Genomic DNA, 18,617 nt, shown 5'->3' on the forward strand with positions numbered 1-18,617 from the left:
GGGGAAGCCCAGACCCGGTAGGTCCACACCTCCCCGTCCCGCACCACCTCCCAAGCTGACTCCGTCTCCCCGGGAAGCCGCCTTTCCTCCATCCCCTTGAATACCTCCAGAGCCCACTCCAGCAGTTCCCCCTGGTTGGCCTTCAGAACGAAGAGGTATGCCCCCCTTTTTCCACCACCTTCCCCGCCACCTCCGGGTACAGGTACCCCGCGTCCCCCACCACCACCTTCCCCTTGAGCCCCTCCGCCCCCAGGCGGTCCAGGAGCTCCAGAAGCGCTTGGTCCTCCCTCCCTTCCACCCGGGCCTGGGCCAGGGTGGTCTTGAGGTGCAGGGCCAGGACCTCCACGAGCCTGACCTGGGGGCTCTTCCCCTTGCCGCTTCCCCGGAGGTGCTTCCCGTCCACCACCAGAACCCCTCCCAGGTCCACCTCGGGGAAGACCTGGAGGAGGGCCGCTTGGAGCTTTTCAGGATCCAGGCGGTGAAGGAGAAGGGTGATGGCGGTGTGGCCTGGGGCCTTGCGCAGGCCCAGGTGGGGCAAGAGGTGAGGGTTGGCCCGGGCGAAACGTTCCACGCCGCGCAGGGAGTCCACGCGGGCGAGAAAGGCCACCAAGATGAGGGCCAACAAGCCCCACAAGGGATACCGCCGGTTGCGGGCCCTGGGGTCGGGGACTTGGGACAAGGCCTCGCGTAGGGTCATGCCCCCTCTTTACCCCAAGGCCGCATATCGGTCAAGTCTGGGAGCTAAGCTCCCTTCGGTCGCATGTAGCTGCAAGGTACGCTGCAAGGTACGCTGCGCGTGACCGCGTGACCGCTGACCCATGTATCCCCGGTTTGGTCAGCCTGTGTCACGCGGTAGCGTATCTTGAGGGCTATCTTGGAAACCGGGGGATTATAGCTCCCCCACACCCCCTCTTTTCTCTAATCCTCCAGCCACTCGGTGGCGTAGGCGTTGGTCTTGGGGATGACGCAGAGGAACTCCACCGGCTCATCCCCCTCGTTCACATAGGCATGGGGCGTGTCCGGGGGGATGTAAACCGCCTGCCCAGCCGCCACCTCCCTCACCTCGTCGCCCAGGTAGATCTTCATGCGCCCAGAGAGCACGTACTGCTCGTGCTCGATGCTGGGGTGCTTGTGCTTGGGAATCCTTCCCCCCGGCAGGATAGTGAACTTACGGGTGATGAAGTGAGGGGCTCCATCCTCAGGGCCGATGAGCACCTGGATAAAGGCCTTCTCCCCCCGCTCCACGGGACGGGCCTCCACGCTGGCCCCCTGCTTGACCACGGGCTTCATGCCGACCATTGTAGCAAAAGGCCCTCCACTTCCTCGTCGGTGACCTCACCGAAGTCCATGTAGTAAGCCCCCACGGCGGCGAAGTCCGGTGGGGTGGAGAGCACCACCACCTCGGCTTGATCCTTCAGCCTCTCCACCGCCTCCGGGCTGGCCACGGGCACCGCCACCACCACCCGCCGGGGTTTTTCCGAGAGGACCACGGCCAAGGCCGCCTCCATGGTGGAGCCTGTGGCAATGCCATCGTCCACCAGCACCACATCCCGGCCCGCAAGGGGCACCTTTGGCCTCACCTTCCGGTAGCGCTCGGCCCGCTTGCGGATCACGTCCTTCTGCCGGGCCGCCTCCCGCTCCAGGTAGCTTTGGTCGGCGTACTGGAAGGCGTAAGGCTTGAGGACCATACCCCCCTTCTCCCCCACCGCCCCTAAGGCGAACTCGGGGTTTCCCGGAGCCCCGATCTTGCGCACCAGAACCACATCCAGTTCCCCCCCAAGGCCTTTGGCCACCTCGTCCGCCACCACCACCCCGCCTCGAGGGATGCCCAAAACCACAGGGCGTTCTAGACCCAAGGGCTTCAGGGCTTCCACCAGAAGAGCCCCAGCGTGCCTGCGGTCGCGGAAGCGCATAGGAAACCTCCTTATCCATGCTACACCGGCCCATGGTCTTGAACGCGGTATAAACTTTTTGATAAGCTCGGGGCGAAGGAGGTAAGGTATGGACCAAGTCAGCGCCAAGCCTTGGCTCGCCCACTATGACCCCGGTGTGCCGCACGAGGTGGAGGTACCCCCCATCCCCCTGTGGCGATTCCTGGAAGACGCTGCCCAGCGTTACTCGCACCACATCGCCTTAGAGTTCCTGGGGAAAACCCTTACCTATGCGGAGCTATGGGAGAAATCCCGGCGCTTCGCCGAGGGGCTTAAGGCCCTAGGGGTGAAGCCTGGCGACCGGGTGGCCATCATGCTCCCCAACACCCCCCAGTTCGTCATCGCCTTCTACGGCACCCTTCTAGCGGGAGGGGTGGGGGTCAACGTGAACCCCCTTTACACCCCCAGGGAGCTAAGGCACCAGCTAAAGGACTCGGGGGCGGAAATCCTGGTCATCCTGGACCACCTCCTGCCCCGCTTCCTGGAGGTGGAGGGGGAAACCCCAGTGAAGCGCACCGTGGTCACGGGGATCAAGGACTTCCTCCCCTTCCCCAAAAACCTCCTTTACCCCTTAAAGGCGAAGCGGGACAAGCTACCCCTGGGCTTTCCCAAACGGGAAGGATTCCACGCCTTCCTGGACCTCCTGAAGCATCCCCCCGCCACCCCCCATCCCGCTGATCCTGAGGACCTGGCCCTTTTGCAGTACACAGGGGGCACCACAGGCATCTCCAAGGGCGCCATGCTCACCCACCGGAACCTGGTGGCCAACGTCCTGCAGATCGACGCCTGGGATTCCACCTCCAAGGACCTGCGGGGGAAGGGGGTGATGCTGGGAGCCCTTCCCTTCTTCCACGTCTACGGCATGACCGTGGCCATGAACTACGGCATCTACTCCGGTTACAAGATCGTCCTCCTGCCCAGGCCGGAGATCCATGCCATCGTGGAGGCCATTGAAAAGCACCAGGTCACCCACTTCCCCGGGGTGCCCACCCTCTACGTGGCCTTCAACAACTTCCCGGGAATCGAGAAACGGAACGTAAAGAGCATCCGCATCTGCCTCTCCGGAGCCGCTCCCCTGCCGGTGGAAGTGGCCAAGCGCTTTGAGGAGATCACCGGGGCCCGGCTCCTCGAGGGCTACGGCCTCTCCGAGGCAAGCCCCGTGACCCACTCCAACCCTGTCCAGGGGGAGATCAAAAAGGGCTCCATCGGTATGCCCCTGCCCAGCGTGGACGCCAAGGTGGTGGACGAGGAGGGTCAGGAAGTCCCCATCGGAGAGGTGGGCGAACTCGTCGTCAAAGGCCCCAACATCATGAAGGGCTACTGGAACCGCCCCGAGGAAACCCAAAAGGCCCTCAAGGATGGCTGGCTCTACACCGGCGACATGGCCAAGATGGACGAAGATGGCTACTTCTACATCGTGGACCGCAAAAAGGACATGATCATCGCCGGGGGCTACAACATCTACCCCCGCGAGGTGGAAGAGGTCCTCTACGCCCACCCCGCCGTTCAGGAAGCCGCCGTGGTGGGCGTCCCCGACCCCTACCGCGGGGAAACCGTGGCCGCCTTCATCGTCCTCAAGGAGGAGTACAAGGGGAAGGTCACAGAAAAGGACCTCGAGGCCTTCTGCCGGGAAAACCTGGCCGCCTATAAGGTGCCCCGCATCATCGAGTTCCGGGACAGCCTGCCCAAAACCAGCGTGGGGAAGATCCTCAGGCGGGAACTCCGCGAGGAGTTTACCAAAAGGCAGCCCTAGCTTTAGGCCCGCGCCCGGGCCACCGCCTCCCTGAAGACCTCCACCGCCCGGTCCACCTCGGCCTCCGTGGTGTAGCGTCCCAGGGAGAAGCGCAAGGAGGCCCGGGCCTCCCTCGGGGAGCGTCCGATGGCCAGGAGGACATGGGAGGGCTCGAGGCTCCCCGCCGAACAGGCCGAGCCCGAGGAAACCGCCACCCCCATGAGGTCCATGGCGAGAAGCAAGGCCTCCCCATCCGCGCCCTTCACCGTCACGTTGACCAGCTTGGGCAGGCGGCGCTCGGGATGACCGTTGAGCTCCACCCCTTCCACGGAAAGCAAGCCCGCCTCGAGGCGCTTTCTTGAGGCAAGAAGCCGGGAGGATTCCTCGGGCAAAAGCCTCAGGGCCTTCTCCAAGGCCACCGCCATCCCGTGGGCTAAAACGGGGCTTTGGGTCCCTCCCCGCCGGCCTCCCTCCTGCTTCCCCGGTACCAAAGGAAAAAGATCCACACCGTGGCGCACCAAAAGGGCCCCGATCCCCTTGGGCCCATAGAACTTGTGGGCGCTTAGGGAAACCAGGTCCGCCCCCACCTCATCGGTCCGGAAGGGCACCTGGCCGATGGCTTGGACGGCATCCGTGTGGAAAAGGGCCCCGTGGGCGTGGGCGATCTCGGCCATCTCCCGGATGGGGTAGAGGGTGCCGAGCTCGTTGTTGGCGGCCATGACGCTCACCAGGATGGTGTCGGGCCTCAGGGCCTCCTCCACCTGCTCCGGGTAAACCAGGCCCAAGCGGTCGGGCTTGAGGCGGGTGACGGCAAAACCCAGGCGCTCAAGGAGCCGCAAGGCCCCCAGGACCGCGGAGTGCTCCACTTCCGTGCTCACCACATGCCCCTTCCCCTTGGCCAAGGCCACCCCCAACAGGGCCAGGGCATCCGCCTCGGAACCCGAACCGGTAAAGACCACCTCCCTGGGACGCACCCCCAGGAGGCTTGCGATCCGCTCCCGGGCTCCCTCCAGCACCCTTCTGGCTTCCTGGCCAAAGCGGTGGATGCTGCTCGGGTTGCCGAAGATTCCCTCCACCTCGCGCATGGCCTGCTGGACCTCGGGGTCCAGGGGCGTGGTGGCCGCGTAGTCCAGATAGACCAAAGCCAAGGTTTCCTCCTTGCCCTCCATTCCCTTTGCCAGGGATAAGCCCTGGCAGCCCTTCCTAAGACCCCTTGCCTAGCCTGCGGGCTGGAGCTGGATCAAGCGCTTGGCCTCGATGAGCTTCCGCTCCTCGATGAGGTCCTTCAAGGTGGTGCTCCCCAGGACCTGGCGCATGGCCAGATCCACCCGCTTCCAGAGGAGCTCGGTGGAGCACTGCCCCACCTTGGCGCAGGACTCCGGGTCCTCGATGCAGGAAACCGGGGCCAGGCTGCCCTCGAGGGCCTCCACCACCTCGAGGGCCGTCACCCTCTCGGGGGGACGGGCCAGGCGGTAGCCCCCCCCGGCCCCCCGCACGGAGCGGATGAACCCGGAGCGCCTAAGCTGGGCCGCGATCTGCTCCAGATAGTGCTGGCTGATGCCCTGGGCCTCCGCCACCTCCTTAAGGGGCACCGCCTCCGGGGCCTTGAGGCCAATCTCCACCAGGGCCCTGAGGCCGTACTGGGCCTTCGTGGACACCCACATGCCCCCAGTATAGCGCAAAGGCATTATTTCCTCACCGAAAATACGGTTTTCACGAAGGCCAGGCCAAACAAGACCGCCTGCAGAAGCACGATGCTGGCCCCGCTGGGCCAGTCCAGGAGGAAGGAGAGGAAAAGGCCTAAGACCGTGGAAAGGATCGCCAGGAGGAGGGAAAGAAGGGTGAGCCCGGCAAAGGTGCGGCTCAGGAGCCTGGCCGCCGCCCCGGGGATCACCAAAAAGGCCGCCACCAGGATGATCCCCACCACCTTCACCGCCAGCACCAGGCTCACGGCAAGGAAGCCGGAAAGGAGGTAGTCGTGAAGGACCACGGGCACCCGGTCGGAAAGGGCCAGTTCCCGGTCCAAGGTGGCGTAGGCCAAAGGCCCCCAAAGGGGAAGGAGGAAGAGGGCAAAGAGGAGGAGAAGACCCATGGCCCAAAGGTCGCCAGGGCTCACCGCCAAGAGGGAGCCGAAGAGGTAGCCCATGGCGTCCCCCACGTACCCCCGGGCCTTGGAGAGGAAAACCGCCCCCAGGGCCACGGAGAGGGCGAAGAAGACCCCGATGGCGGTGTCCTCGGAAAGCTCGGTCTTCTCCTTCACCAGAGTGATGGCCATGGCCACCAAAAAGGTGAAGGGCAGGGCAAACCAAAGGGGCTCCCCCCTTAGGAAAAGCCCCAAGGCCACCCCGGCGAAGGCGGCGTGGGCCAGGCCGTCCCCCAGGAAGGAAAGCCGCCTTTGCACCACGAAGGGGGAGAGCAATCCGGAAAGAAGGCTCACCAAAAGCCCTGCGAGTAGGGCCCTCTGGAAAAAGGGATAACCCAGGGCGTCAAGCATGCCCACCCCCCAGATACAGCCCGTGGGCATGGCCCAGGTGTCCAAAGGCCTGGCGCAGGCACTCCTCGGTGAGGGCCCGCTCCGGTGGCCCAAACCCCACCACCCGGCGGTTGAGAACCAGCACGTGGCTGGCGTGGTGGGCCGCTTCCCAGTCGTGGGTGATCATGAGGACCGTGGCCCCTGATTCCTCCTGGTAGGCCTCCAGGTACCGGTAGAGGTCCACCTCCCCCACCCGGTCTACCCCGGTGGCGGGCTCATCCAATAGGAGGATCCTCGGCCGGCGAATGAGGGCCCGGGCCAGGTAGACCCGTTGGAGCTGCCCCCCGGAAAGCCGGCCCAAGGGGCGGAAGGCCAGCGCCTCCGCCCCCACCCGGCTTAAGGCGGCAAGAGCCTCCTCCTTCTCCCGAGAGGAGAGGCGGAAGGGCCAGCGCCGCCTGAGACCCGTCACCACCAGTTCCAGGGAAAGCGCCGGGAAGGAGCGGTCAAAGGTCTTGATCTGGGGCACGTAGCCGAACCACAGGGGATCGGTTTCCCTCAAGGAACGCCCCAAAACCCGGATCTTGCCCCGGAAGGGAACAAGGCCCAGGATGGCCTTCAAGAGGGTGCTCTTCCCTGCCCCGTTGGGGCCCACGATGGCCACGAAGGCCCCTTCCGGCACCGCCAGGCTCACCCCTTCCAGGGCCTGGAACTCCCCGAAGCGCACGGATAGGTCCTGGACCTCGAGGGCCAACACACAATAACGGTAATCCATTTTCAACAAATGCGTCAAGCCCAGGCATCGGCATCCATCCCTAGGGGTGGTTTACCGGGACCCCCAGGGTGGGGGGGCATCAAAAGCTGTGTTCCTCCCCTGGGAAAACCCCCTCCCGCACCTCCCGCACGTACTGGGAGAGGGCCTCGTGGAAGAGCTTCCCCCCTTCCAGGTACCGCTTCACGAACCGGGGCTTGAACTCCCCGTAAAGCCCCACCGCGTCGTGGAAGACCAGAATCTGGGCGTCCGTGTGGGAGCCGGCCCCGATGCCCACGGTGTGGATGGATAGCCTCTCCGTAATCTCCTTGGCCAGCCCCTTGGGCACCATCTCCAGCACCACCCCGTAAGCCCCCGCCTCCTCGAGGGCCATGGCCCCTTTTAGGATGCGCTCGGCCTCCTCGGGGTGCCTCCCCTGCAGCCTGTAGCCCCCAAGCTGGCTCGCCGTCTGGGGGGTGAGGCCCACGTGGCCCAGGACCGGCACCCCCGCCCGGCTGAGCCCGAAGACGATCTCCGCCACCTCCTCCCCACCCTCCAGCTTCACCGCATCCGCCCCACCTTCCTTCAGAAGCCGTTCCGCGGCGAAAAGGGCCCGATCCAGGGTGGCATAGGAAAGATAGGGAAGGTCCGCCACCAAAAAGGTGTCCGGGGCCCCCCGCCGGGCCGCCTTGGTGTGGTGGAGCATCTCTTCCAGGGTGACGGGGACCGTGGAGGGATACCCCAGGACCACCATGCCCAGGGAATCCCCCACCAGGATGGCGTCCACCCCAGCCCGCTCAGCTAGGCGGGCCGTGGGGTAGTCGTAGGCGGTGAGGTACACCAGCCTTTGGCCCTTGGCGTGACGGAACTCCTTAACCGTCCGGCGCATGGGAATAAGGCTATCATGAAAGGGCGTGGAAGTGCACCCGGACCTCGCCCTAAGGCCCAGGACCCTGGACGAGTACATCGGCCAGGAGAGGTTGAAAAAGAAGCTGAGGGTGTACCTCGAGGCGGCCAAGGCCCGGGGGGAGCCCCTAGAGCACCTCCTCCTCTTCGGGCCCCCGGGCCTGGGCAAGACCACCCTGGCCCACGTGATCGCTTACGAGCTTGGGGTGAACCTGCGCGTCACCTCGGGGCCCGCCATAGAGAAACCCGGCGATCTGGCCGCCATCCTGGCCAACTCCCTGGAGGAAGGGGACATCCTCTTCATCGACGAGATCCACCGGCTAAGCCGCCAGGCGGAGGAGCACCTCTACCCGGCCATGGAGGACTTCAAGATGGACATCGTCATCGGCCAGGGGCCGGCGGCCCGCACCATCCGCCTGGAGCTTCCCCGCTTCACCCTGATCGGGGCCACCACCCGCCCGGGCCTCATCACCGCCCCCTTGCGGAGCCGCTTCGGCATCGTGGAGCACCTGGAGTACTACTCCCTGGAGGAGCTGGCCGAAGGGGTCAGGCGGGATGCGAGGCTTCTAGGGGTGGCCATTACCGAGGAGGCCGCCCTGGAGATCGCCAAAAGAAGCCGGGGCACCATGCGCGTGGCCAAACGGCTTTTCCGGCGGGTGCGGGACTTTGCCCAGGTGGCAGGGGAGGAAACCATCACCCAGGAAAGGACCCTGGAAGCCCTAAACGCCTTGGGCCTGGATGAGCTGGGCCTGGAGAAACGGGACCGGGAGATCCTGGAAACCCTGATCCTCCGCTTCGGAGGCGGCCCGGTGGGCCTGCAGACCCTGGCCACCGCCGTCTCCGAGGATCCAGGTACCCTGGAAGAAGTCCACGAACCTTACCTCATCCAGCAGGGCCTCCTGAAGCGCACCCCCCGGGGCCGGGTGGCCACGGAACGGGCCTACCGCCACCTGGGCTATCCCCCTCCCGTGGAACCCCTTCTCTAGGCCATGGTACGGGCCACCCTGGAAGAACTGGACCTGGCGGAACTCCTGAGGGTCCTGGCCGACCACCGCAAAAGCGCCGTGGTGACCTTCCGGGGGCGCCTTTACGGCCGGGTCCATCTCCTAAAGGGGCGCATCCTCTACGCCCGCACCGAGCCGGGACCCCACCTGGGGGAGTACCTGGTGCGCCTTGGCCACCTTTCCCTGGAGGAAGTTCAGGAGTTGGTGGAGCGCCAGGGGTGGGAAAACCCTGGCACTCCCTTGGGGGCCCTGGCCCTGGAGCTGGGCCTCATCGGGGAAGAGGAGCTAAGGGAGGCCCTCGAGGCCCAGGTCCTGGAGGCCCTGGCCACCCTGCTGGGGGAGAAGGAAGGGGAGATCCTGGCCGAGCCCCTCGAGGAGGGAAGCCAGGTGGCCTTGCCGGAAACCCTGGAAACCAAGGCCACCCTTCTGGAAGCCGCCCGGCGCCTGGACGAGTGGCGCCAGGGCCAGGTGGACCCCGACGAGGTCTTCCACCTGGTGGAGGACCCCACCCGCCACCCCCTCACCCCCGAGGCCTGGACGGTGTTGGAACTCTTGGACGGGGTGCGCCGGGCGAGAAGCGTGGCCCTGCTATCCGGCCTTCCGGAAGAGCAGGTTTACCACATCCTCTCTGAGCTGAAAAGCCGGGGGCTGATCCGCCCTTCCACCCTCCTCCTGGAAGACCCCCTGGTCCTGGTGCTGGCGGAAAGCGGGGTGGTGCGGCGGCTTCTCCTCTACCTCCTGGAGGCCCACCGCTACCGGGTGCAGCTTCCCCTGGACCTGAAGATGGCCCTGCGCCTTCTCAAGGAAAGGCCCAAGGCCATCATCCTCCAGGGGGAAAGGACCTTAGAAATGGCCCGAAAACTCCGGGCCCACCCCGAGGGCAAGCTGGCCTCCCTGTACGTGGTGAGCGAAACCCCCCCGGGGCTTCTCTTCCGTCCCCTCAGGGTTTTGCATCTTCCCAAACCCTTAAAGGCCCAGGAGGTGCTTAAGGCCCTGGCCCCCTTAAGGCGGAGCGGAACCTAGTTGGGCCGCCTCCCCTCCCGCAGGATGGCCTCCGCCCGCTCCCGGTAGGAGAGCAAGGCCTGGCGCCATTCATCGGCGGGATGGACATGGGGCAGCACCGCCTCCGCACGGGCCAGGATCTCCTCAGGAGAGCGGTAGCCCAGCTGGACCAGAGTGTCCACCACCATCTCCTGGGCCCCCACCCACTCCCGGCTTCCCTCCTCCGCAAGCTCCGCTGCCTTCCGGTAATGAGCCAAGGCCTCCTCCAGGTGCATGAGATCGTAGGCGATGTGGCCCAGAATCAGCTCCCCGGCGGCCTCCGCACCCTGGCGCATGGCTCTATGGGCCATTTCCTCCGCCTCCTGGTACCGCCCCTGCCGGTACAAAGCCTCAGCCAGGTCCGCCAGGGCCTGGGCCCGGTAGGGGTAGCCCTCTTCCCGCAAAAGGGCCTCCAGGTACTCCTCCGCCTCCAGGTAGGCCCCCTGGTCCAAGGCCGCCACCGCCATCTCGTGGAGAACGTATCCCTTCTCCACCCCCTCAGCCCTGGCCAGGGCCTCCCGGTAGGCGGCCATACCCTCGGCGTAACGGCCCAGGCGCCAAAGGATCTGCCCTTCCAGAAGGGGGGTACCGTAGGCCCGATGGCCGCTTTCCTCCTCGAGCCTTAAGGCCTCCCGCACCTCCTCCAGGGCCCGGTTGGGGTTATCCAGGAGAAGATGGGACCGGGCCAGGAGGTAGTGGCGGGTGGCGGCGTCCTCCACGGGCTCCTCCCCCACGGCTCCCGAGGCCTCCTCGAGGGCCAGAAGGGCCCTTTCCCCCTCCCCCGCCTCCAGCCACATGGCGGCAGCATCCAAAAGGAGCCAGTAGCGCTCCAGCCCCAAGGCCAGCTCCGCCCCCCTCTCGTAGGCCAAAGCGGCCTCCCGGTAACGGCCGAGCCTTTCCAAGGCCCTTCCCTTAAGCCCCTCCGCCCGCCAGGCCAAAAAGGCGGGAAGCCCCTCCTTGAGCGTCCTCAGAACCTCCTCAAACCGGCCCAGGTAGAAAAGGGCCTGGGCCTGATGGTAGCGGGCCCGGGGGTCCTCCGTGGGAAGGAACAGGGCCAGCACCTCCCTTTCCCCCCGGCCCTCGAGGGCCAGAAGCTCCCCCAGAAGGGCCCGGTACAGGGGGTCGTACTCCAGCCCCCCAAGCTCATAGGCCTCCTCCAAGGCCCAGTGGGCCTTCTCCAGCCCCTCCTCCCCGTAGAGGCTGTGCACCTCCGCCAGGAGCAAAAGGGCCTCCCGGGCCTCCCCCTTGGAGCCGAACAGGGCCTTCCGGGTAAGGCGTTCAATGGCGGTATCGTAATCCCCTTGGTGCAGGGCCTCGAGGACCCCCTTCATCGCCGCTAGAGGATACCACACCCCTCAGTCCTCTCACCGCAAAGGCGCTACCATAGGACCAGGGAGGTAGACCTTGCCGCAGCGGATCAACCCCTTCACCCTAGTTTTCTTGCTCCTTCTAGGCTATCTGGCCTATACCGCCTTCACGGGCCCCCCAGCCCCCACCCTTCCCTACACGGAGTTCCGCAAGCTGGTACGGGAAGGCAAGGTGGCCGAGGTGACCCTGGAGGAAACTCGCATCCTGGGCACCTTGAAGGAACCCGAGCGCTTCCCCACCCCGCAGGGGGGAAGCCAGGTGGCCAGGCGCTTCGCCGTGCCCCTGCCCCCGGCCCAGGTGACCGACCCCGAGCTTCTCCGCTTCCTGGAGGAAAACGGGGTGAGGATCGTCACCAAACCTCCCTCCCTGTGGCCCCAGTTCCTCCTCTACCTCGGCCCTACCCTGCTCCTCATCCTTTTCTTCTATTTCTTCTTCATGCGGGCCCAGGGCGGGGCCGGGCAGGTGATGCAGTTCGGGCAGAGCCGGGCCAAGCTTTACGGGAAGGAAAAGCAGGTGGGCACCACCTTCAAGGACGTGGCCGGCCACGAGGAAGCCAAGCGGGAACTCATGGAGGTGGTGGACTTCCTCAAGAACCCCAAGAAGTACCTGGAGCTGGGCGCGGAAATCCCCAAAGGAGTTCTCCTGGTGGGCCCTCCCGGAACCGGCAAGACCCTTCTGGCCCGGGCGGTGGCGGGGGAAGCAGGTGTCCCCTTCTTCTCCGTCTCCGCCAGCGAGTTCATGGAGATGTTCGTGGGCGTGGGGGCAAGCCGGGTGCGAAGCCTCTTTGAGGACGCCCGACGGAACGCTCCCAGCATCATCTTCATCGACGAGCTGGACTCCATCGGCCGCAAACGGGGGGCAGGCATCGGGGGTGGCCATGACGAGCGGGAGCAGACCCTGAACCAGATCCTTTCCGAGATGGACGGCTTTGAAAAGGACACCTCGGTGATCGTCCTGGCCGCCACCAACCGCCCGGACATCCTGGACCCTGCCCTGCTGCGCCCCGGGCGCTTTGACCGCCAGGTAGTGGTGGGCCTACCCACCCTGGAGGAGCGCCGGGATATCCTCCTGGTGCACATGCGGGGTAAACCCATCGCCGAGGACGTGGACGCCCTGGAGCTGGCCCACCTCACCCCGGGCTTCTCCGGGGCCGACCTGAAGAACCTGGTCAACGAGGCAGCCCTGCTGGCGGCCCGGGATGGCGCCAAGAAAATCCGCAAGGAGCACTTTCTGAAGGCCCTGGACAAGATCGTCCTGGGCCTCGAGCGGCCCGCCCTAAAGCTTTCCGAGGAGGAGAAAAGGGCCGTGGCCTATCACGAGGCGGGGCATGCCGTGGTGGGGGAGGTCCTGCCCCACGCCGACAAGACGGAGAAGGTCTCCATCGTCCCCCGGGGCATGGCCTTGGGCGCCCGCTGGAGCAAACCCGAGGAAAGGGTTTTGGTTTCCAAGGACCACCTCATGGACGAACTGGCCGTCCTCATGGCGGGCCGGGTGGCGGAGGAGCTCTTCACCGGCACTGTAACCACCGGAGCCCAGGACGACTTCAAGCGGGCCACCCAGATCGCCAAACGCATGGTCCTGGACTGGGGTATGGGGGAGCACTTCAAGAACATCGCCTGGGGTTCGGACTCCGGCCCCATCTTCCTGGGTGAGGAAATCGCCAAGAAGAAGGACCACTCCGAGGAAACCGCCCGCCTCATCGACCAAGACATCCGCAAGATCCTGGACGAAGCCTACGCCAAGGCCCGCCAGGTCCTCATGGAGCACGCCCCCGCCATGCACAAGATCGCCGAGGAACTCCTTAGGGAGGAGACCATCCCCGGGGAGCGGGTGCGGGCCATCCTCAAGGAAGCCCAAGCGGTGCAAAGGGCCTCGGAGGAAAGCGCCTAGCAAAGGGCAGGAAGGGCCCTCCTGGCCTCCAGTAGGAGGGCCTGTTTCCTTCCGTCATCCCATCCCAAGAGGGGCGCCATGAGCTCCACCACCCGGGGCGGGGCCCTCTCCGCCGCCTTTTGGTCCAAGAGGGCCAGGCCAAGCCTTCGGGCCAGTACATCCAAAGGCCTTTGCGCAAGCTCCTCCCTCACCGCCCACACCACCTCCCCCTCCAGGTACGGAAGCCCGGGGAGAAGGGGCCTATCCCCCAAGGCCGCCACCTCGGGAGCCAGGGTGCCGTAGTGGGTGTAGAGGTGCTCGGCCACCCCCTCCGGCAGGGGCAGGGGAGGCCTGGGCCCCGCCCCCAGGAGGGGGGTGCGGTGGCTTTCTGAAGGAGGCAGGGAAAGGCCCAGGTCCCGGGCCAGGCGCTCCACCAGGTCCAAAGCCATGAGGCGGAAGGTGGTCCACTTGCCCCCGGTAAGGGTGTAAAGGCCCTTCTCCTCCACGATGAGGTGGTCCCGCACCAGCCTCTTGGTCTCCCCCTTTCCCACCAGGGGCCTGAGACCCGCCCAGGCCGCCAAAACCCGGCTGGAAAGGTCCCCCAGGTAGGGGCGGATCTCCTCCAAAAGGTAGGCCACCTCCTCCTCCCGGGGAAGGGGGCAGGCGGTGGCCTCGGCGGGGAGGTCGGTGGTGCCCAAAAGGGCCCGGCCCTGCCAGGGAAGGAGGAAGAGCACCCGGCCATCCCGGGTTTTAGGCAGGAGGAGGCCTACCTGTAAGGGGTAGTCCAGGACCAGGTGGGCCCCGCTGGAAGGGGTGAGGAGGGGAGGAAGTTCTGGGTCCAAAAGCCCGCGCACCCGGTCCGCCTGGGGCCCCGTGGCGTTCACCACCGCCTGGGCCCAGACCTCCACCTCCTTCCCGGTGAGGCGGTCCTTGACCACCGCACCTTTCACCCTTCCCTCCCGTACCAGGAAGCCCGTGGCCTCGGCGTAGTTGAGGGCCACTGCCCCCCGGCTCAGGGCAGAGAGGATGAGGGCTAGGTTTAAGCGGTAGTCGGCGAACTGGCCATCCTGGTAGAGGATGCCCCCCAAGGTGGGAGGGAGGCCGGGGACGAGGGCCTTCACTTCCTGGGAAGGGACGTAACGGCTCAGGGAAAGGCGCCTTCCCCCCGCCAGCAGGTCGTAGAGCTTGAGGCCAAGCCCGTAGTAGGGGATCTCCAGGGGGCGGAAGAGGGGGGTGAGGAGGGTTAAGGGCCTGGCCAAGTGGGGGGCGAGCTCCATCACCACCCTCCTCTCCCGGAGGGCGTCCCGCACCAGGCGAAGCTGCCGGGGATCCCGCTCTTTAAGGGCCAGCTCCAGGTAGCGCACCCCCCCGTGGAGGAGCTTGGTGGAGCGGCTACTGGTGCCCATGCCGAAGTCCCCCGCCTCCACCAAGGCGGCCTTTAAACCCCTGAGGGTAGCCTCCCACAACACCCCCGCCCCCGTGGCCCCGCCCCCTAGGATGAGGAGGTCCAGGGGTTTAGTGAGCCCTTCCCAAAGCTCCTCCCGGCTTGGGGTCATGCCTCCTCCTCTCCCTCGGCCCAGGCCAAGGTGCGCTCCACCGCCCGCCGCCAGCCCTGATGGAGGGCCTGCCGCCTTGCCTCCGGCATCCGGGAGTCAAAGCGAGCCTGCAAGGTCCAGGCCGCCTTGACCTCCCCAAGCCCCATGGCCCCTGCCCCCACCCCGGCCATCAGGGCCGCCCCCAAGGCGGTGGTTTCCGTGACCTTAGGCCTCAGGACCGGAACCCCCAGGAGATCCGCTTGGATCTGCAAAAAGAGGGCGTTCTGGGCCATGCCCCCATCCACCCGAAGCTCCTTTAGAGGGGTGCCGGCCTCCTCCATGGTCCGCACCACGTCCACCATCTGGAAGGCCACCCCCTCCAAGGCCGCCCGGGCCAGGTGGGCCTTGGTGGTGCCCCGGGTGAGGCCCAAAATGGCCCCCCGGGCGTAGGGGTCCCAGTAGGGGGCCCCCAGGCCGGTGAAGGCGGGAACCAGGTACACGCCCCCGCTATCCGCCACCTCCCGGGCCAGGGCCTCCACCTCGGCGCTCTCCCGGATCAGGCCCAGGCCCTGAAGCCACCCCACCACCGCCCCCGCCATGAAGACGCTTCCCTCCAGGGCGTAGCTGACCTTGCCCCTCACGCTCCAGGCCACGGTGCTGAGGAGGCCCTTGGGGGAAGGGACGGGCCGCTCTCCCGTGTTCAGGAGCAGGAAGGCCCCGGTCCCGTAGGTGCACTTCCCCTCCCCTCTCTCCAAGGCCGCCTGTCCGAAAAGGGCTGCCTGCTGGTCCCCCAGGACCCCGCGGATGGGGATGGCCCTGCCGAAAAGCTCCGGCAGGGTTTCCCCGAAGTCCCCATCCGAAGGGCGCACCTCGGGAAGCATGGCCCGGGGTACGCGGAAAACCTCCAAAAGCTCCTCGTCCCAGGAAAGGGTATGCAGGTTAAAAAGAAGGGTGCGGCTGGCGTTGGAGGGATCCGTGGCGTGCACCCTGCCCCCCGTGAGGCGGTAGAGGAGCCAGGTGTCCACGGTGCCGAAAAGGGCCTCTCCCCTCCCCGCCCGCTCCCTAAGGCCGGGCACGTTCGCCAACAGCCAGGCCAGTTTGGTGCCGGAGAAGTAGGGGTCCAGAAGAAGCCCGGTGCGCTCCCGGAAGAGGGGCTCCAAGCCCTGGGCCTTGAGCTCCTGGCACAAGGAAGCCGTGCGCCGGTCCTGCCAGACGATGGCGTTATGAAGGGGCTTCCCCGTACCCTTTTCAAACACGAGGGTGGTTTCCCGCTGGTTGGTGAGGCCCAGGGCCACCACCTCCCTGGCCTCCACCCCAGCCTGGCGCAAGGCCTCCTGGGCCACCCCAAGCTGGCTTTCCCAGATCTCCAGGGGATCGTGCTCCACCCAGCCCGGCCTCGGGTAGAGCTGGCGGAACTCCCTCTGGGCCATGGCCACGGGCCTCCCCTCCAGGCTGAAGAGGATGGCCCGGCTGCTGGTGGTGCCCTGGTCCAGGGCCAAAAGGTACTTCATAAGGCCTCCCTTAGGCTTTTTGCTGCTTCCTCGGGCAGGGCGTCCACCACGAAGGTGCCCGCCCCAAGCTCCGTACCCGCCAGGAACTTGAGCTTGTCCTTGGCCCTTTTGGGGGGGTAGAACTCCACATGGAAATGAAAGGTGTGTTCCTCCCCCAAGGGGGCGGCGTGGAAAACCATCACGTAGGGGAAGGGCTCCCCGAAAAGGGCGTCGTAGCGGGCCACCACCCGGCCCAGAAGCCGGGCGAAGGCGGCCATCTCTTCCTCGGAAAAGGTCCAAAGCCCTGGGTGGCGCTCCAGAGGAGCCACCCAGACCTCATAGGGATAGCGGGCGAAGGGGGGCACGAAGGCCAAAAACCCCTCCTCCTGGTCCACCCGGTAGGGCTCCAGGTGGGGAAAAAGCTCCAGGAGCACGGGCCTTTCCCTAAAGGCCTGGCTTTCCCGCTCCAGGATGGGGGGCACAAAGGGGTAGGCGTAGATCTGCCCGTGGGGATGGTGGAGGGTCACCCCCACCGCCTCCCCCCGGTTCTCGAAGGGCATGACGAACCGGATCCCCTCGAGGGCATACAAGGCCCGGTACCGGTCCCGCCAAACCCAGGCCAGGAGGAGCCTTTCCTCCTCCGTGAGGGTGGCCAGGCTTCCCACGTGGGCCTGGGTATACACCACCACCTCGCACCGGCCCAAAGCCCTCTCCGCGGGAACGGGAAGCCCATCCGGGGGAGGGGTGGGCCTTGGCACCAGGGAGGGAAACCGGTTTTCAAAGACCGCCACCCGAAAACGGTCAAAAGGTATCTCCGTGGGAAAGCCTCCCTCCTGGCTTGGGCAAAGGGGGCAGTGCTCCTTGGGAGGCAAGAAGGTGCGCTCCTGGCGGTGGGCCGCGTAGACCACCCACTCCCCCCGCAAGAGGTGGTAGCGGAGGTGCGGGCTTGGGGAGATGGACCCCGCCTCCTCCGGTACGGAGGGCTCCTCGGCCACGGGCAAGACCTCCACCTCGAGGGGATGAAGCCCGTAAAGGATCAGCTCCCGCCCGTCCTTCTTGCGATGCACATGCTTATAAAAGGAAGGCATAGTCCAACACCTCCTCCCCCACCCGGAAACGGTAGGGGCCAAGGGGCTTTACCTCCTTATCCCGGCTCAGGAAGGCCCAAAGCCTTTCCCTTTCCTCCGGGGAAAGCCAGGAGGGCGGGTCGGAGGTGGCCTTGAAGCCCGTGATCTCCCCCATGGCCTCCTGCAGGCGCATCTCCTCAAGGGACAGCAACGAGAAACGGCTCCGGAAAAAGGCCACGTCCGGGTCCACCTGGACGTTTTCCCGCAGCCAAAGCCGGTGCAGGGTGGTGCGGAGGGCGTTCCTTAGCCCCGGGCCCGTGGGGTCCTGTAGCCAGAAGGAGCGGTCCTCGTTGTCCCAGTAGGGGGCCACATCCGGACCCACCCTGAGGCCATCGGCAAGCCCCAAGGAGGCCAGGATGGGAGCGCCGCAAAAGAGAAGGTAGGCCTCCCCTGCCTCCTCGCGGATCCGCTCCATGGCCTTACAGTACCGCACCTCTCCCTCGGCCCCGGGTAAAGCGGCGGCGTAGAGGAAATCCAGCTTCAGGTAGTCGTACCCCCAGGCCCGCACCTTGCGCACCAAGCCCGCCACATGGTCCAAAACCTCCTCGTTGCCCGAATCCAGGGCGTATAGGGGTTTCCCCCAGTTGAAGCCCGCGGGGATGGGCCTTCCGTCCCCGTCCCGCAGGATCCACTCGGGATGGGCCCGCACTAGGAGGCTATCCGGCGTCACCAAAAAGGGAGCCAGCCATAACCCCGCCCTGAAGCCCTTTTCCCGGATCCTCTCCGCCAAAAAGGCCATCCCCCGGGCGAAGCGCTCGTTGGGTTCCCAGTCCCCAAGGGCCCGCTGCCAGCCGTCGTCGATCTGGAAGACCTCAAAGGGAAGCCCGGCCACTTCCTCCAGCACCTCGAGGAGCAAGGCCTCATGGATCCGGTTGTAGAAGCTATACCAGGAGCACCACAGCCTGGGAGGCCCTTTGGAAAGCCGCCTGGGAAGGAGCCTGCCATAGGCGGCGAACACCTCCGTTGGCTCCCCGTAGCCCAGAAACCACTCCCCCTCCCCCTCGGCGTAGCGGCCCAGGAGGAGGTCCTCGCGCCCCAAGACCCGCGCCCCCACGCCCAGGGCCCCCAGGAGGAGCACCTTCCCATCTGGCCCCTCGAGAGCCCCTAGGCCGCTTCCCCACCACTCGGAAGCCTCGAGGAGGAAGGGGTCGTCGGCCTGGGGCCTGCGGGCCTCGGGGAAAAGGGGCTTCGGGGGAAAGTTTAGGTCCACCCAGGTGGTGAGGCTCCAGCTCTGCCAGCCGTGGCGGAAGAAGCGCTTCGAGGCAAGGGGAGCAAAGACCTGCACCTCCCGGCCCCTCAGGAGGTAACCCCCGGGAACAGGCCCCAAGGCCTCCGCCAGAACCGGCACCTCGAGGCGGCTTTCCCGAAGAGGATCCGAGAACTCCAGCCGCAT

General features: G+C 66.2%; 16 protein-coding genes and 1 pseudogene. 4 read left to right on the forward strand and 13 right to left on the reverse strand.

Annotated elements, in window-relative coordinates; genetic code table 11:
• From F604_RS13415 to F604_RS0102290, 3 genes and pseudogenes are all read right to left on the reverse strand, one after another.
• Nucleotides 1–697: pseudogene (locus F604_RS13415) on the reverse strand (ISAs1 family transposase); the annotation flags it as partial.
• A gap of 221 nt (nucleotides 698–918) precedes the next feature.
• A complete protein-coding gene (locus tag F604_RS0102285; protein ID WP_015717783.1) occupies nucleotides 919–1,299 on the reverse strand; it encodes a cupin domain-containing protein in 381 nt (126 codons plus the stop codon).
• The gene (locus F604_RS0102290; RefSeq protein ID WP_019550258.1) at nucleotides 1,287–1,913 is read right to left on the reverse strand and encodes a phosphoribosyltransferase; all 627 of its coding nucleotides are present in this window, start codon (nucleotides 1,911–1,913) and stop codon (nucleotides 1,287–1,289) included. Before F604_RS0102290 ends, F604_RS0102285 begins: the two co-directional genes overlap by 13 nt.
• Before the next feature lie 88 nt (nucleotides 1,914–2,001).
• Between F604_RS0102290 and F604_RS0102295 the strand changes: the two genes are divergently transcribed.
• Nucleotides 2,002–3,684: a long-chain-fatty-acid--CoA ligase gene (locus F604_RS0102295; protein WP_019550259.1), complete on the forward strand. Its 1,683-nt coding sequence runs from the start codon at nucleotides 2,002–2,004 to the stop codon at nucleotides 3,682–3,684.
• A gap of 2 nt (nucleotides 3,685–3,686) precedes the next feature.
• Here the strand turns inward: F604_RS0102295 and F604_RS0102300 are convergent, their stop codons facing one another.
• The 5 genes from F604_RS0102300 to panB form a co-directional block, all read right to left on the reverse strand.
• Nucleotides 3,687–4,832, reverse strand: a complete 1,146-nt coding sequence (locus tag F604_RS0102300; RefSeq protein ID WP_019550260.1) for a cysteine desulfurase family protein — start codon at nucleotides 4,830–4,832, stop codon at nucleotides 3,687–3,689.
• Between the two features lie 48 nt (nucleotides 4,833–4,880).
• Nucleotides 4,881–5,327 carry an RrF2 family transcriptional regulator gene (locus F604_RS0102305; RefSeq protein ID WP_026328925.1) on the reverse strand — a complete coding sequence of 149 codons (447 nt, stop codon included), beginning with the start codon at nucleotides 5,325–5,327 and terminating at the stop codon, nucleotides 4,881–4,883.
• 23 nt (nucleotides 5,328–5,350) lie between these two features.
• Nucleotides 5,351–6,157 carry a metal ABC transporter permease gene (locus F604_RS0102310; RefSeq protein WP_019550262.1) on the reverse strand — a complete coding sequence of 269 codons (807 nt, stop codon included), beginning with the start codon at nucleotides 6,155–6,157 and terminating at the stop codon, nucleotides 5,351–5,353.
• Complete coding sequence (locus tag F604_RS0102315; protein ID WP_019550263.1) at nucleotides 6,150–6,890, reverse strand: metal ABC transporter ATP-binding protein; 741 nt, start codon at nucleotides 6,888–6,890, stop codon at nucleotides 6,150–6,152. The genes F604_RS0102310 and F604_RS0102315 overlap by 8 nt, the downstream gene beginning before the upstream one ends.
• Nucleotides 6,891–6,987: 97 nt before the next feature.
• Entirely contained in the window at nucleotides 6,988–7,773 is a 786-nt protein-coding gene (gene panB, locus F604_RS0102320) for a 3-methyl-2-oxobutanoate hydroxymethyltransferase (protein WP_019550264.1), read from the reverse strand.
• 31 nt (nucleotides 7,774–7,804) lie between these two features.
• On the opposite strand from panB, the gene ruvB reads away from it, so the two are divergent.
• Complete coding sequence (gene ruvB, locus F604_RS0102325) at nucleotides 7,805–8,776, forward strand: Holliday junction branch migration DNA helicase RuvB (protein ID WP_038044496.1); 972 nt, start codon at nucleotides 7,805–7,807, stop codon at nucleotides 8,774–8,776.
• 3 nt (nucleotides 8,777–8,779) lie between these two features.
• Entirely contained in the window at nucleotides 8,780–9,817 is a 1,038-nt protein-coding gene (locus F604_RS0102330) for a DUF4388 domain-containing protein (protein WP_019550266.1), read from the forward strand.
• Here F604_RS0102330 and F604_RS0102335 read toward each other — a convergent pair.
• A complete protein-coding gene (locus tag F604_RS0102335) occupies nucleotides 9,814–11,166 on the reverse strand; it encodes a tetratricopeptide repeat protein (RefSeq protein WP_019550267.1) in 1,353 nt (450 codons plus the stop codon). The genes F604_RS0102330 and F604_RS0102335 overlap by 4 nt on opposite strands.
• 73 nt (nucleotides 11,167–11,239) lie before the next feature.
• Between F604_RS0102335 and ftsH the strand changes: the two genes are divergently transcribed.
• Nucleotides 11,240–13,093: an ATP-dependent zinc metalloprotease FtsH gene (gene ftsH / locus F604_RS0102340; protein WP_019550268.1), complete on the forward strand. Its 1,854-nt coding sequence runs from the start codon at nucleotides 11,240–11,242 to the stop codon at nucleotides 13,091–13,093.
• Here the strand turns inward: ftsH and F604_RS0102345 are convergent.
• The 4 genes from F604_RS0102345 to F604_RS0102360 are packed head-to-tail and all read right to left on the reverse strand — an operon-like array spanning nucleotide 13,090 to nucleotide 18,617.
• A complete protein-coding gene (locus F604_RS0102345) occupies nucleotides 13,090–14,628 on the reverse strand; it encodes an FAD-dependent oxidoreductase (RefSeq protein ID WP_019550269.1) in 1,539 nt (512 codons plus the stop codon). The two genes, ftsH and F604_RS0102345, sit on opposite strands and share 4 nt — an antisense overlap.
• Entirely contained in the window at nucleotides 14,625–16,118 is a 1,494-nt protein-coding gene (glpK, locus tag F604_RS0102350) for a glycerol kinase GlpK (protein ID WP_019550270.1), read from the reverse strand. The genes F604_RS0102345 and glpK overlap by 4 nt, the downstream gene beginning before the upstream one ends.
• A complete protein-coding gene (galT, locus tag F604_RS0102355; RefSeq protein WP_019550271.1) occupies nucleotides 16,115–17,185 on the reverse strand; it encodes a galactose-1-phosphate uridylyltransferase in 1,071 nt (356 codons plus the stop codon). The genes glpK and galT overlap by 4 nt, the downstream gene beginning before the upstream one ends.
• Nucleotides 17,169–18,617: a glycoside hydrolase family 36 protein gene (locus F604_RS0102360; protein WP_019550272.1), complete on the reverse strand. Its 1,449-nt coding sequence runs from the start codon at nucleotides 18,615–18,617 to the stop codon at nucleotides 17,169–17,171. Before F604_RS0102360 ends, galT begins: the two co-directional genes overlap by 17 nt.

This window comes from Thermus scotoductus DSM 8553 (assembly GCF_000381045.1).
GTDB classification, from domain to species: Bacteria; Deinococcota; Deinococci; order Deinococcales; family Thermaceae; genus Thermus; species Thermus scotoductus.

Bases quoted from the DNA above. Each gene is read 5' to 3' on its own strand.
- panB (WP_019550264.1), bottom strand. From the start codon at position 7,773: ATGCGCCGGACGGTTAAGGAGTTCCGTCACGCCAAGGGCCAAAGGCTG.
- F604_RS0102305 (WP_026328925.1), bottom strand. From the start codon at position 5,327: ATGTGGGTGTCCACGAAGGCCCAGTACGGCCTCAGGGCCCTGGTGGAG.
- F604_RS0102310 (WP_019550262.1), bottom strand. From the start codon at position 6,157: ATGCTTGACGCCCTGGGTTATCCCTTTTTCCAGAGGGCCCTACTCGCA.
- F604_RS0102290 (WP_019550258.1), bottom strand. From the start codon at position 1,913: ATGCGCTTCCGCGACCGCAGGCACGCTGGGGCTCTTCTGGTGGAAGCC.
- F604_RS0102330 (WP_019550266.1), top strand. From the start codon at position 8,780: ATGGTACGGGCCACCCTGGAAGAACTGGACCTGGCGGAACTCCTGAGG.
- F604_RS0102295 (WP_019550259.1), top strand. From the start codon at position 2,002: ATGGACCAAGTCAGCGCCAAGCCTTGGCTCGCCCACTATGACCCCGGT.
- F604_RS0102300 (WP_019550260.1), bottom strand. From the start codon at position 4,832: ATGGAGGGCAAGGAGGAAACCTTGGCTTTGGTCTATCTGGACTACGCG.
- F604_RS0102335 (WP_019550267.1), bottom strand. From the start codon at position 11,166: ATGAAGGGGGTCCTCGAGGCCCTGCACCAAGGGGATTACGATACCGCC.
- F604_RS0102285 (WP_015717783.1), bottom strand. From the start codon at position 1,299: ATGGTCGGCATGAAGCCCGTGGTCAAGCAGGGGGCCAGCGTGGAGGCC.
- F604_RS0102360 (WP_019550272.1), bottom strand. From the start codon at position 18,617: ATGCGGCTGGAGTTCTCGGATCCTCTTCGGGAAAGCCGCCTCGAGGTG.
- glpK (WP_019550270.1), bottom strand. From the start codon at position 16,118: ATGAAGTACCTTTTGGCCCTGGACCAGGGCACCACCAGCAGCCGGGCC.
- galT (WP_019550271.1), bottom strand. From the start codon at position 17,185: ATGCCTTCCTTTTATAAGCATGTGCATCGCAAGAAGGACGGGCGGGAG.
- F604_RS0102345 (WP_019550269.1), bottom strand. From the start codon at position 14,628: ATGACCCCAAGCCGGGAGGAGCTTTGGGAAGGGCTCACTAAACCCCTG.